At 52.7% G+C, this 14,007-nt stretch carries 11 protein-coding genes; 1 reads left to right on the top strand and 10 read right to left on the bottom strand.

The features are described 5' to 3' along the window. Positions 1–69: 69 nt before the first annotated feature. The 6 genes from RN22_RS15690 to nosP form a co-directional block, all read right to left on the bottom strand. Positions 70–828, bottom strand: coding sequence for a phosphoadenylyl-sulfate reductase (locus RN22_RS15690; protein ID WP_046305653.1), 759 nt, complete (start codon positions 826–828; stop codon positions 70–72). Continuing rightward, positions 821–2,539, bottom strand: a complete 1,719-nt coding sequence (gene cysI, locus RN22_RS15685) for an assimilatory sulfite reductase (NADPH) hemoprotein subunit (RefSeq protein ID WP_046305652.1) — start codon at positions 2,537–2,539, stop codon at positions 821–823. The genes RN22_RS15690 and cysI overlap by 8 nt, the downstream gene beginning before the upstream one ends. Further along, positions 2,539–4,362, bottom strand: a complete 1,824-nt coding sequence (locus RN22_RS15680; protein WP_046305651.1) for an assimilatory sulfite reductase (NADPH) flavoprotein subunit — start codon at positions 4,360–4,362, stop codon at positions 2,539–2,541. Before RN22_RS15680 ends, cysI begins: the two co-directional genes overlap by 1 nt. A gap of 242 nt (positions 4,363–4,604) precedes the next feature. Continuing rightward, complete coding sequence (locus RN22_RS15675) at positions 4,605–4,835, bottom strand: hypothetical protein (protein ID WP_002539472.1); 231 nt, start codon at positions 4,833–4,835, stop codon at positions 4,605–4,607. A gap of 117 nt (positions 4,836–4,952) precedes the next feature. Continuing rightward, entirely contained in the window at positions 4,953–7,583 is a 2,631-nt protein-coding gene (locus RN22_RS15670) for a NahK/ErcS family hybrid sensor histidine kinase/response regulator (protein ID WP_046305650.1), read from the bottom strand. A gap of 3 nt (positions 7,584–7,586) precedes the next feature. Continuing rightward, on the bottom strand, positions 7,587–8,789 hold the full coding sequence (gene nosP, locus RN22_RS15665) for a nitric oxide-sensing protein NosP (RefSeq protein WP_046305649.1): 1,203 nt from the start codon (positions 8,787–8,789) through the stop codon (positions 7,587–7,589). Between the two features lie 310 nt (positions 8,790–9,099). Between nosP and RN22_RS15660 the strand changes: the two genes are divergently transcribed. After that, a complete protein-coding gene (locus RN22_RS15660) occupies positions 9,100–9,768 on the top strand; it encodes a response regulator transcription factor (protein WP_046305648.1) in 669 nt (222 codons plus the stop codon). Positions 9,769–9,778: 10 nt separating this feature from the next. Here RN22_RS15660 and RN22_RS15655 read toward each other — a convergent pair whose 3' ends face one another. Genes RN22_RS15655 through pqqC form a run of 4 tightly spaced genes read right to left on the bottom strand, consistent with a single transcriptional unit; the run spans position 9,779 to position 14,003 of the window. Continuing rightward, complete coding sequence (locus tag RN22_RS15655; RefSeq protein ID WP_046305647.1) at positions 9,779–11,809, bottom strand: insulinase family protein; 2,031 nt, start codon at positions 11,807–11,809, stop codon at positions 9,779–9,781. Positions 11,810–11,841: 32 nt separating this feature from the next. Then, on the bottom strand, positions 11,842–12,972 hold the full coding sequence (gene pqqE / locus RN22_RS15650; RefSeq protein WP_046305646.1) for a pyrroloquinoline quinone biosynthesis protein PqqE: 1,131 nt from the start codon (positions 12,970–12,972) through the stop codon (positions 11,842–11,844). Beyond that, positions 12,944–13,210, bottom strand: a complete 267-nt coding sequence (pqqD, locus tag RN22_RS15645) for a pyrroloquinoline quinone biosynthesis peptide chaperone PqqD (RefSeq protein WP_046305645.1) — start codon at positions 13,208–13,210, stop codon at positions 12,944–12,946. Before pqqD ends, pqqE begins: the two co-directional genes overlap by 29 nt. A gap of 34 nt (positions 13,211–13,244) precedes the next feature. Further along, positions 13,245–14,003, bottom strand: a complete 759-nt coding sequence (gene pqqC, locus RN22_RS15640; protein WP_046305644.1) for a pyrroloquinoline-quinone synthase PqqC — start codon at positions 14,001–14,003, stop codon at positions 13,245–13,247. Positions 14,004–14,007: the final 4 nt, after the last annotated feature.

Raw genomic sequence — 14,007 nt, 5'->3', positions numbered from 1 at the left:
TAATTCACATGCATTAACGCAGATGCGTCGCTTTTTATTTTTTTATTAGGGCCTGCTGACCTTTGAGCATTAGATGCCCGCGCCATCGCTTACATCATCTTCATGTAAGCCACATTCGCGTTTCAGGCCAAAGAAGCGGGTTTCTTCTTCTGACATGCCATCTTCCAGCTTGCGGGTAGTGTGCACATCACCGACCGACACGTAGCCTTGGTCCCAGAGTGGGTGGTACGGCAGATCGTTATCTTTCAGATAGTAATGCACGTCTTTGTTCGTCCAGTCGATGACTGGCAGGAACTTAAACACACCGTTCTGGATACCCAGAATAGGCAGTGTTTTACGTGAGCCAGATTGATCGCGGCGAAGACCTGAGAACCAGGTGCCAACGTTCAGCTCATCCAGCGCGCGGCGCATTGGCTCCACCTTGTTGAGGCGGTTGTAGCGCTCAATGCCCTCGACACCTTGCTCCCAAAGCTTACCGTACTGCGCTTCCTGCCATGCTGAGCTCTGCTCTGCGCGGTAGACGCGAAGGTCGAGTTTCAGGCGCTCTGTCAGTTCATCAATAAACTGATAGGTTTCCGGAAACAGGTAGCCTGTGTCTGTCAGAATCACCGGGGTATCCGGCTTTTCCTTCTTCACCAGGTGCAACATCACTGCCGCCTGAATACCAAAGCTTGATGACAGGGCGAACTCGCCCTGCAGGTTTTCCAACGCCCAGCGAACCCGCTCCTGCGCTGACATGCTTTCAAGCTCAGCATTGATTGGCGCCAGTTCTAAGATTTGCTCAGCCTTGGTACGGCCAAGCAGATCGGACAGTTGAAATTTAGGCATAGAAATCCCTCTTAGAGACTTTCACTTCCGCAATAATGCCAGCTCGGATAACAAAATCACCGAAGCCTTCGCCGTCGTTACGCTCGGTTGCCCAGCGGCCAACCAGTGCATCGATCTCTTCAAGGATCTGAGCGTCGGTAATGTTCTCTTTATACATTTTAGGCACGCGGGTACCTTCACGGTTACCACCCAGGTGCAGGTTGTATCGACCTGGCGCTTTACCCACCAGACCAATCTCAGCCAGCATTGCGCGGCCACAACCGTTTGGACAGCCAGTGACACGGAAGATGATGTGGTCATCACCTACGCCGTGCTTCTCCAGCACGCCTTCAATCTCGGTCACGAAGCCCGGCAGGAAGCGCTCTGCTTCAGCCATCGCCAACGGACAGGTTGGGAAAGCCACACACGCCATAGAGTTCTTACGCTGCTCGCTTACGCCGTCATCCATCAGCCCATGCTCACGCGCAATCTTCTCGATTTTCGCTTTGTTAGACTTCGATACACCCGCAATGATCAGGTTCTGGTTCGCGGTCATGCGGAAATCGCCTTTGTGGATTTTCGCAATCTCAGCCACACCGGTTTTCAGCGGCTTGCCCGGGTAGTCCAGTAAGCGGCCGTTTTCGATAAACAGCGCTAAGTGGTGCTTACCGTCGATGCCTTCAACCCAACCCAGACGATCGCCACGGTCAGTGAACTCGTACGGACGGCTTGCTTCGAACTTCACGTCTGCGCGCTTTTCCACTTCCGCTTTGAACACGTCAGTGCCAACGCGATCCAGTGTGTATTTGGTCTTCGCGTTCTTACGGTTAGAACGGTTACCCCAGTCACGCTGAGTGGTCACAACCGCTGCTGCGACATCCAGTGTTTTATCCAGCGGGATAAAGCCCAGATCGTCGGCTTTACGCGGGTAAGTGCTGGTGTCACCGTGGGTCATCGCAAGGCCACCACCGACCAGTACGTTAAAACCAACCAGCTTGCCGTTGTCTGCAATCGCCACGAAGTTCAGGTCGTTTGCATGCACATCCACATCATTTTGCGGTGGGATGACGACAGTGGTTTTAAATTTACGTGGCAGGTAGTTGGAACCCAGGATCGGCTCTTCGTCCTGATGCCCTTCTACCTTCTCACCGTCCAGCCAAATTTCCGCGTAAGCGCGGGTTTTCGGCAGCAGGTGTTCACTGATCTTGGCTGCCCACTCATAGGCTTCCTGATGCAGCTCAGATTCCACAGGGTTCGTAGTACACAGCACGTTACGGTTCACATCACCCGCAGTTGCTATGGAATCGATACCGATTTTGTTCAGCGTTTGGTGCATCAGCTTGATGTTTGGCTTCAACACACCGTGGAACTGGAACGTCTGGCGCGTAGTCAGACGAATACTGCCGTACATGGTGTGTTCAGTCGCGAACTCATCAATCGCCAGCCACTGTTTTGGCGTGATAATACCGCCCGGCATACGGGCACGCAGCATCACATTGTGCAGCGGCTCCAGCTTCTGCTTTTGACGCTCTGCGCGGATATCGCGGTCGTCCTGCTGATACATGCCGTGGAATCGAATCAGCTGGAAGTTGTCTGCGGTAAAACCACCTGTCACGGGATCAGACAGATCCTGTTCGATGGTGCCGCGAAGAAAATCACTTTCGCGCTTCAGACGTTCGTTATCTGACAATGGACCTAGCTCTTGGCCCAACACGACTTGCTTGTCACTCATTAATACACATCCTTTTGATAGCGCTTCGCCTTACGCAGTTCGTTCAAATAGTTTTCTGCGTCTTCTCGGCTCTTACCGCCCTGCTCCTGGGCAACCGTAATCAATGCTTCATGAACGTCTTTGGCCATGTAAGTCGCGTCACCACAGATGTAGAGGTAAGCGCCGTCTTGCAGCCATTGCCATACTTCTTTGCCTTGCTCGACAATCTTATGCTGAACATACACTTTCTCAGCTTGATCACGGCTAAAGGCGAGGTCGATTTTACTCAGCAAACCGTCTTTCAGGAATTTCTGCCACTCAACTTGATACAGGAAGTCTTGTGTGAAGGTACGGTCGCCAAAGAACAACCAGTTCTTACCTTCTGCACCGCGAGCATCACGCTCTTGCATGAAAGCACGGAATGGTGCAATACCAGTACCTGGGCCGACCATAATGACAGGTGCGTTGTCGTCTGCTGGCAGTTTGAAATTGTTGTTGTGCTCGATGAACACTTTCACAGATTCTGCGTCTTCAGCACGCTGCGACAGGAAGCCTGACGCACCACCGAAACGGGTGTTATCACCGTTTTGGAATTCCACCAGACCCACTGTCAGGTGCACTTCTTCGCCCACTTCTTCCTGGCTTGAAGCAATCGAGTATAAGCGAGGCGTCAGCTTACGAAGCAGACCAGCCAGTTGCTCAGCGGTCAGCTTGGTTTTCTTCTCGCCCAGCACGTCAACCACTTGCGTGTTGTTGGCGTATTGACGCAGCTTGTCTTTGTCTTCTACCAGTTTTTGCAGTTTTCTGCTGCCAGAAAGTTCTGCAATCGCAGCCACTTGCTGTGGGTTCGCTGCAGTGATTTCGAACTTCTCGATCAGCGCCTGGCGCAGTGGAAGGGATTCACCCGCCACTTCAACCGTTTCATCACCAGTTAAACCCACTTTCGCGAGGATTTCGTCCGCAAGTTCAGGGCTGTTGGTGTAGTAAACACCCAGCGCGTCACCCGGCTGGTAAGTCAGACCCGAATCGCCCAGATCGATTTCGATATGACGAACGTCTTTGCCTGAATCACGGCCAGTGATTTTCTGGTTTGCTACCAACTCTGCCGCATAAGGGTTTTGCTTGTTATAGGCAGAAGCCGCGCCCGCAGTCGTCGCTGCATGCAGCGGCACAACCACTTCATCTGCACCACCGCCGATGGTTTCTTTCACTTTCGCCAGAACGTCACCGCTCCAGCTTTCTGCTTCTGCTTCGTAATCCACGTCGCAGTCAACACGCGGTGCGATAGCTTTCGCGCCCAGCTTAGACAGGTAAGTGTCGAAGTCTTTACCGGTCTGGCAGAAGAATTCGTAGCTTGAATCACCCAAGCCCAACACCGCGTATTGCAGTTTGTCGAGTTTCGGCGCTTTCTTTGATTGCAGGAATTCGTGCAGAGAAATCGCATTATCTGGCGGCTCGCCTTCACCGTTGGTCGACGCCACGATGATAAGGTGCGTTTCTTTTGCCAGATCACGCGGTTTGTAATCGTCTGCTGAATACAGAGAAACCTCTACGCCATCCGCCTTGGCTTTTGCTTCCAAAGCTTCCGCCACGCCTTTTGCGTTGCCGGTTTGAGAGGCATAAATGATAGTCAGCTTACCCGCAGGTTTCGCCGCAGTGGCAACCGCTTGGGCAAGAGGTTGAGGGTTAGCACCCGCTGCCGCCGGAGTTTGGCTCAAACCCCAGAAATAACCGCTGATCCAAGCCAGCTGTTGTGGCGACAACTCTGCCACGGCCTGCTGCAGTTGGCCGATCTGCTGGTCATTAAGCGGACTCGCCAGCGCAGAAAGTTCCTTGAGTAACATGTCACGACATTCCTTTATTATTGCGTGAGCATAGATTAGCTATTCGCCGTAATAACTAGAAAGAATAGAAATGCATGTTTTATAACCTTGCGTTAGATCACACAGGTATAAGGAATGATGCCTGAAAGCTGAATAACTGAGATCATTACAGAATCACAGCAAGCTACACACCCAGCGCACAGCCGGGTGATTCCGGAAAGAATTTAAGCAAAAGATTTTTGCAGGAAGGGAAGGCCTTGCGCTTAGGCGTCAACGATTCTCACTTGGTGAAAGCCAATGTCCAGCGCGTTTTCTGTGGCCATGTCCACATCGCCGAAACACTGTTCAATGCCGTTACCATCCGTAAGGGGAACCAGTCCGCCTCGGGCATGACGGAATTCGACAATCCAACCGTCACTGGACAGAGATGGCTCTACCACGGCTTCGACTAACATTTGCTGGGAATAGAGATTACGAAGTTCTGATTTTGTCATCGCACTTTCCTGCTGCTTTGCCAAATCAATGCGTTACGTCGAAACAAACGTAACAATAACCACACGTTTCGTTAGGAAAAGCATAGACCCGCGCCGTACGATGTGCCACAGCGGGATCTATCGATTGTGAGACGCTCCCACTCTCGCAGGAATGGGATCTGCCTGATCGCCTGTGAGGAGGTGCACCATGGTCATTTTCAGACGCATTGGCGAAACAGGTTTGTGCATCACCAAATAACCGCAATCTCGCGCCTGATGTTGAAGCTCTTCGCTGCGGTTCGCAGTCACAATCACCGTCGGTACTTTCTGCATACGTTGCTGGTTGATGGATTTCGCCAGCGCTAATCCAGTCATGTCATTATCGAGGTGGTAATCAGCAATCAACAGCTCCACAGGGCTCTGCACTGTGTCGCAGCTGATTTGCAGCTCTTCAAGGGAACCCGCGCAGGTCACTTCACAACCCCAACGTTGCAGTAATTCTTCCATCGCACGGCAGATATTCGGGTCGTTATCAATCACCCAAACCCTTGCGCCCTGCAGTACCACACTGTTATCTGAAACCAAGGATTCGACGTTACGGATACTTTGTGTCTCCGGTCTGCCATAAGGCACCAGCACAGAAAAACGAGAGCCTTCACCCGGTACAGAATCGACCGTTACCGTATGCCCAAGCACGCTGGCAATCTTGTCGACAATCGCCAGCCCCAGACCAAGCTGGGTATGGCTTTCATCCTGCTTAGCGGTTAAGCGTTTGAATTCCTGAAAAATCTCATTCTTCTTGTCTTCTGGAATACCGACGCCTGTGTCAAGCACTTCGATGCGAAGACCCTCTTTGCACCGGCGGCCACCCAGCAGAATCTTCCCACTCGGTGTATAACGAATGGCATTGGTCATGAGGTTGCGGACAATCCGCGCCAGTAATTGAGAGTCGGTGTAAACATAGGCTGAACTATGCACATAGCGCACTTCCACACTGGTACCTTCCGCCGCATGGCTGAAATCATCTGCGATGTTATCGAGCAGATCGCTCACCGGGAAAGATTGCTTATCAGCCCGCACCACCCCGGCATCCAGCTTGGAGATATCCACCAGCGTGGTGATGAGGGATTCCACATCTTCCAGCGAGTGCGCCAGTGAACTCACCAGTTTTCTCGCGGATGGCGACATACGGTGACTGAGTAGAGAACCGAGATAGAGTTGCGCCGCATTCAAGGGTTGCAGCAAATCATGGCTGATGGCAGCAAGGAATTTTGTTTTGGAGAGGTTCGCCCGCTCGGCTTCTTTCTTGGTTTCCAGCAAGCGTTCCTGAATCACGCGGCGCTCTTCCACTTCATCCTGAAGCTGGTCGTTCAGGGTTTGCAGCTGTGCCGTCCGCTCCTGAACTCTGTGTTCCATGGTCTGGTAAGCTTGCTCTAGCTCTTCGGCATTTTGCTTGCGTTCGGTAATGTCCCAGTTGAGCACAAACAGTCCGGTGATTTTGCCGTTGGAGGCCTGATTGGGCACATAGCTTTTCACCACGTAACGCGCTTCACCGGAGGCGTTATACTCCTCAATTTCAAACACCACAGATTCGCCATCCAGCGCACGCTCTACATAAGGCCGCAGCGCCTCAAAGGTCGAAGAGCGGCGTGAGACGGATATGTGCTTGCCAATGAGCTGCCCCCGCGGAAAGCCATACCAATCGTCGTAAGCGCGGTTGGTGAACTGGTAGTGAAGATCATCGCCCACATAGGCAATCAGTGCGGGTACGTTATCGGTGATCAAGCGCAGCCATTGCTCGGTTTCACGCAGCTCTTTGGCATCCAAATAGCGTTGGGTGATGTCAGTGTAGGTGTTGACGTAGCCCTGATCGTCCATCGCATGGCTGCGCACTTCTATGACGCGGCCATCATTCAGGGTCTGGACACGAATGCCTTCAGGTGGACGAATACCCCCGCGGCCAATCCGCCACAGGGTCAGCGGCGACTCCTCTGCCAGCGGTTCAATTAACGCGCCAATCAAGCGGGACTGTTCAAAGCCACTCATGTCGAGAAAACGCTGGTTAAACACCTGCACTTCGCCGGACTTGCTGACCATCAAGACACCTTGAGAAAGGTTATCCACCATGTTCTGTAGAATGCGGCTTTTCTCCGCCATGGCCGCTTCAAAACGGGCAGTTTCTGCCAGTTTCAGCTGGGTAATGTCCGAATAGAGCATCACCACGCCGCCATCACTGGTTTCCCGCTCTTTGATTTGCAGCCAGCGGCCGTTTTGCAATTTCAGGGTATGGCCATTCCGGTTGCCCGAGACCTCACGCACAATCAAACCACGGTCTTTAGCGAGTTGCTGGATTTTCTCTGGCGTTAAAGACGGTGTATTGAGCGAAATAGCATTATCCTGCCAATAACGTTGGAAGCGGCTGTTTGAATACACCAACTCGCGGTTGGGGTCATAAAGGGCAAAGCCATCTGAGATAGATTCAATGGCATCGATAAAACGCTGATGTGCTTGCTCAGCATGTTGGTTCGCCTGCGTCAGCTGGCGGTTGGTGGATTCAATCGAGTGAAGTGCATGATTGAGCTCTTCGGTTTTCTCGCGCACCTGATCGGCGAGCACCACAGAATGCTGAAACGCGCCCCAGGCATCGACCTGACCGCTACCACCTTGCTCAACCCTTTTAACCAGCGCATCAATCATTTTCTTCTGGCGCGCGTTTTCTTCCTTTAGCGCGGCGAGTTGCTGTTCGAGCGACAAATCCTTTTCAGCCACTGACTACCCCGCCTTAAGGTCGACCGTCACCGGCATTTCCGGCGGATGAGCAGGCGGTTTGCCAATCATCACCCCTGTGAGTGTCTGGTTCATGTGAATACCATTGAGCTGCTCACCATAGGTGTTAAAGCCAACGAAACTGAATCGGCGGAACATCATCTTGGCTTTGTCGCGCATCATCTTCTGTTCAATCTCCAGACGGCGCAGGAAGCAGTCACAGGCCAGTGTAAGTTCCGGCTCGCCAATACGGGACTGAATCGCAGAGAGTTTGGCCTCCATATCGGCAAACAAATCGCCGGGACGCATGGCTGTCACCACAATCCCATCGTCGACTGCACAGTAGAAATCGAGACTCAAATCCTCGTTCACTTTCTGGATAGAGCGGACGTAATACTGGTCGCCGATCAGTACAGCTAGCGGATGAAGGGCATAGATTTCAGGACGCAAATCTTCCAGCGAGATTCCCGCTTCACGGGCATAGACTTCGGCAGCAGGCTCAGCATTGAATTCATGCACCCGGCGGGCAGTACAGTCCGCGTCGGTCACGACCAGTTTGCTATCCAGACTTTCAATATGGTGGGTGGTAAAGACTTCAAACGGACAGTGGGTGTTGAACATCACCACTATCGCAGATTCGCTGTGAAACGCCCCGTCGCTGTAGACATGGGTATTGGCGAGATTGATGTCATCCCCAGCTGAACCGCCGAAATGCGGCAACCGGCCAAGGGCGGTATCCAAGGTCACCAGAAAACGCTCTTCGTTCGGTGAGAGACCATCAATCAGGGTTAAGACGAAAGTATTGGTATTGATCGGCGCTTTGAGATCTTGCTGGCAGGCATCCATCAAATCACTAACGCAAAGCTGCGCAGATTGCAGGTCAAACCCGTCGAGTGAAACCCGCTGCCCACTGACCTTGAAGTCACGCTGCGAAAAGCCCAGCGCACTGATACTGCTCTTGGCATAGCCAGACGGCATCAATTCGCCCGCAGTGGTACAGCCCATCACTTCGCAATTTGAGAAGGCTTGATTCATCTCGCGACCAAGTGCATCCAAATCATACGCGGCAGAGCAGAAGAAAAGCACAAAGCCGATATCTTCATCATCAAGCTGCATCGCCAGCTCACGCGCCGCTTTGGTGGCGTCAAGCTGATATGTCGCCGCGCTGAATATCGCACGGTGTTGTGCGGAAGGTTGAAGTGCTGCCATGGGCTCTCCTGCTCACTTTTAAGACAACTTAGCATGCCTATTGATCGCTGGGCATATGACTTAAGTTTAATCGCTCGCAGGTCGGAGTAACGTCATACTTAGGAAGGATATTTACAAAATTGCAAACTTTGCATGTCAAAAGTTTCAAGATTGTGACACCTCGACCAACACAAATGGAATCAGGGTCACTACACTGAATAGCATGCAAAACCTTTGGGATAGAGCGGTTTTTTATTGGCTTGAAGACCAGCCATTTTGATGTGACACCCGTTGGGACGACGGTGTTTGCAGTATTAAAAAGGATTGAATCATGTACAAATTTCTCGTTGCAGACGACCACCCGCTGTTTCGCGATGCCTTAATTGCGGTGATACGCGGACGTTTCGAAGAGTGTGAAATCCTGCAGTCTGAAGACATTGAACGTACACTGGATGTGGCTGAGGAAAACCCGGATCTTGACCTCATCCTTCTCGATCTGAACATGCCCGGCATGGCAGGGCTTAAAGGGTTGCTTGAGCTTCGAAACCAACACCCCACGATTCCTGTTGCCATTATCTCTGCAGAAACCAATAAGCAAATCATTCTGCAAACCATCGCCTATGGCGCAGTCGGTTTTATCGCCAAAAGCGCTCCCCGCGAAAAAATGCGTGAAGCGTTCGAACAAATTCTGGATGGTCATGTTTATCTGCCCGCCGATATCATCCGCGCAGAAGGCGAAAGTGAGAACTCGCATCGACGTAAGGAAGAACCGCAATTCTCCCCAGAAATGCTCCATACCCTGACACGCCGCCAATTACTGGTGTTGAAGTCCATGGCACAAGGCGCAGCGAATAAGCAGATTGCTTACGATTTGAATATTTCCGAAACCACGGTGAAGTCGCACGTATCCGCAATATTGAAAAAGCTGGGGGTACATAACCGTATTCAGGCGGTGGTGGGTGTCACCAATATTGATTTCGACCGCTACCTGAAGCGCTGACAAACGGGGGTTAGTGCACCGTCGGATGCTTGAGTGCAGTGAGTACATCAGAAGCAATCTGCGCCAGACTGATGGGTGTGACGACCGTGAAATCCACAGCGCTTGGCTGTCCAACCGTGCCCAGTAGCGCTGTATGGAAGCGGGCATGGGATTTCCGGTAACGGGCTGATACCAGTCCCAATCCACCCTGACAGCGCTTTTCCAGCTCACTATTTTCCATGGGCTTTGTCAGCCCTTCCATTGCATTGAGCAAAGCGACAAAACTGACACTGGGATCGCTGTCTGCCACCGTATCGAACGCAAGCTCGTAAGTCATGAGATCAATCGAGACCCCAAAGCTGTAGCAACGCCCGCCGAGACGGCGTTTTTTCACCATCTCACTTGCCATCACTGCCTGACCAAAGGTCGCAATGTCTCCCGCTTCCACGGTGTGAGGAAACGAAAGCGTCACGTGCATGGCGCCCTCTTCGTCTTTGTGACTCGCCATGATGCTACCAGCACGAAAGACCGGTGTGCTTTGCGTGACGTAAAATTCAATGCCATTTTGGGTGTGCTGCCATTCGCCGTCCAGCACATTGATTTCATCCGCGCTTAAGTGGTTATGCCAGAAATGACGAAGCGTATTAACCTGCTCAAGGGGCAGGTCCACTGTATATCCGAGCACCAGTGCATTGGCACAATGCCATTCCCCCATACTGCCCAATACAGGCTGGCCCTGCATCCAGGCCCAACGCAAAGTGCGCTGTTGGCAAAGGATAAGCCAGCGTTCCAGCGATGCTTTGGTGTCCTCATCGCGAGCGTTACAGCGACAGAGGATCGCCATCCGCGTTAACGGTTTGCAGGGGGAAAGCCACTCGGCATTGGCCATGGAAAGCTGCGCCTCTTCGAGCAGCGGTTCACTGACATCGCCTTTGAGGAAAGGCGGTGCAAATGGCGTCACCGAAAAATCATGGTAGAGACGCTGCAGTCCATCGCCCCAGCGACGCACCATGTCCCGCCCCTGTTGCAGGGAGAAATAGCCGGATTGCCAGTTAACACGCCGTGAAGGCATGCGCTTTGCCACCTCATCAACGTGGAGATGTAACGCTTCGAGATCGGCATTGTCATCCAACCTGAAACGTAACGCTGGCACCGGCTGAAAATCGGTGATGAGCGGCAAAAGCGCTGCACCGTGTGCTTTCATTATTTGCTGGTTTCTCAGCGAGCAGAGCGTTGGGTAAAGCGCCGCCGCCCAATGGGGCGAATAGGAAAAGGTTTCAACGAAAGCATGATTCTCTGACGCCACGTGAGCCTGAAGCGACAGCTTTGGGACTTCCGTCGGCAGTGGCTTTCCAACGTTGCTGAGGGATTTAGAGATTTGTCGCCAAAGCGCCACCATGGGCCAGCTGCCAGAGGTGAGGATCACCATAGATTCCGGCCGATAGTAATGGTTGTGATAGCGGCGAAGATCATTGATGCCCAACAGCGGCACGGTTTCTGGCATACCACCATAAAGCGGCGCTCGGGGCTCACTCATTGCCGCCTGTTCTGTAGATTGTTGGAAGCGCTCATGGCGCATGTATTCGCCAAGCTCCCGATACAGTGCTCCTTCAAAGTTATCGCCACTCTCCCGCACGATTTCATCGTCAAAATCATCATCCGCTAACTGCGGTGCCAACACAGAGTCCGCCATGAACCCGATACCCCGCAGCACGGAGTGTGGGTCATATCCGGTCAGGTGAAATCGGGTGCTTTCTTTCTGGGTGGTGGCGTTAAATTCGAGCAAGGCCAGTTCTGCACGAAGGGTCAGGAAAGTATCCGGCTCGGGGTAGCGGGCGGAACCGCGAAGCACCATGTGTTCGAGTGCATGGGTTATCCCGCTGTCATCATCCGCGGGGGTTGGAAACACAATCGCGGCGCTTAATCGGTCTTCTTCAGAGGCAGCATGGTGCCAATGCAAGGCGCCGCTGACATGACGATACCCGACCCAGCCTGTTTCCAGTTGCTGTTCATCTGGCGGCAACAGCAGCCAGTCCGGCGCAGCAGGATGCGGTTTCGCCATTGCGGCTCCTTACTCACTTTATTCATCAAACATCAGGGTTTGACGGACAGAATCATCTGGCTGTTCTTCACGGTTCTCGCCAAGGCGGCGCTGTGACAACCCTGATTGGCTTTCGCCACCGCCTCCTCAATCACATGATGATGCGGAGATTTACTGCAAACAGGATCGGCATTAGCCGGGTCTCCGGTCAACAACATGGCCTGACAACGACAACCACCAAAGTCTTTTTCCTTCTCATTACAGCTTCGGCAAGGTTCCCGCATCCAGTCAAATCCGCGGAAGTGATTAAAGCTCTCTGATTCATTCCAAATGTAGGAAAGTGAGTGTTCCTTCACGTTTGGATGAGGCAAATCCAACATCGCCGCGCTATGGCAAGGCAGGGCTTTCCCATCCGGTGCAATGTTGAGGAAAATGTTCCCCCAGCCGCTCATGCAAGGTTTGGGGCGGGATTCATGATAATCCGGCGTGACGAAGATGAATTTGGGCCCAACGCCGTTTTGACTGTCGCGAAGCGCGTTCACCTTAGCTTCAGCTTCTTCAATTTGGGATTGGGATGGCAGCAGCGCATCGCGGTTATGCAGCGCCCAGCCATAATATTGCGAGGTGGCCAGCTCAACGAAGTCCGCTTCCAGCTCAATCGCAAGCGCCATAATCGCTTCAATTGACTCAATGTTCTGGCGGGTGATCACCACGTTCATTACCATAGGAAAACCGTTGTCTTTGACGGCTTTGAACATGTTTTTTTTGTGCTCGAAAGCGTGACGCTTTCCGGCTATCGCATCGCTTAAATCCGGGTCGGCCGACTGAAAACTGATTTGGATATGATCAAGCCCTGCTTCTTTCAGTGCCAGAATCCGCTTCTCATTGAGTCCGACCGCAGAGGTGATCAGGTTGGTGTAGTAGCCCAGCCCTTTGGCGTGGGCGACCAATTGTTCCAAATCTTTGCGCATCAAAGGTTCGCCACCGGAAAAGCCAAGCTGAACCGCACCCAACTCCCGACCTTCTTCCAGCACGCGGAACCAGTCATCGGTAGACAACTCGTCGTCCGGATCGCCGAGATTCAGCGGGTTGGCGCAATAGGCGCAATGTAGCGGGCAGCGATAGGTCAGCTCCGCCAACAGCCAGAGCGGCGGATTAACAGGCTTCGAGCCATTTCTTGTCACGGGCGACCTCCACGAACTCGTTCACATCATTAGCCAAATCCACTCCAGGAAACTTTTCTTCCAGACGTGAGATTACTGCCTCTACAGAGCTTGGTGCGTCAAACTGCATCAGAATCTCAGCGGCGCTTTCGCTCAATTTCACCATTCCTTCTGGGTAGAGCAGTACGTGGCAGTCCTGCGCTTTTTCAAACTGCATACGGAACATGCTGTTGCGCTGATAGACGGTATCGCTGTTCATGTCGCCTCCCTGTGTTATCTCTTTGTTTTAATTGTTATCTGTCGAGCGCGTGGTGCCAGACAGGTTTGTCGGTAATGCCGACATAAGGTGGACGCTCAAATTCGTATGCCATGCTGATGGCATCGAGCAGCGACCAAAGGATATCGAGTTTAAATTGCAGAATATTCAGCGCCTGCACCTGTTGCTCAGCCGTCTGGAAATGATCGAGTGTGATGGACAAGCCATGCTCCACATCACGACGGGCCTGACTGAGACGCTGACGGAAATAGGTCAGTCCTTCCGGGTCAATCCAGGCATAGTGATTCGGCCAAGAATCAAGACGGGACTGGTGAATTTCCGGTGCGAACAGCTCGGTCAGTGATGAGCAGGCTGCCTCCTGCCAGGTGGCCCGGCGGGCAAAATTAACATATGCATCCACCGCAAAACGCACGCCCGGCAACACCCATTTTTCATCGAGTACTTCTTGTCTATCCAGACCAACGGATTCGGCCAAACGCAACCAGGCTTCGATTCCACCCCATTTGCAATCCAGACTCTTATGACCGTCGTGATCGAGGATGCGCTGCACCCATTCACGACGAATTTCCGGGTCACGGCAGTTCGCCATAATGGCGGCGTCCTTCACCGGAATAGAGGTCTGGTAATAAAAGCGGTTTGCTACCCAGGCGCGGATTTGCGCTTTGGTGCACTTGCCCGCATACATGGCTTGATGGAAGGGATGGTGAATGTGGTAGTACTGCCCTTTGGCGAGCAGTGCCTGTTGGAATTCATCACGTGTCATTGGCTGTGCCATGGCG

The organism is Grimontia sp. AD028, from assembly GCF_000973155.1.
In the GTDB taxonomy this organism is placed as follows: Bacteria; Pseudomonadota; Gammaproteobacteria; order Enterobacterales; family Vibrionaceae; genus Enterovibrio; species Enterovibrio indicus.
The sequence above is the reverse complement of the archived record's forward strand: the minus strand, read 5'-3'. Positions and strand labels throughout refer to the sequence as shown.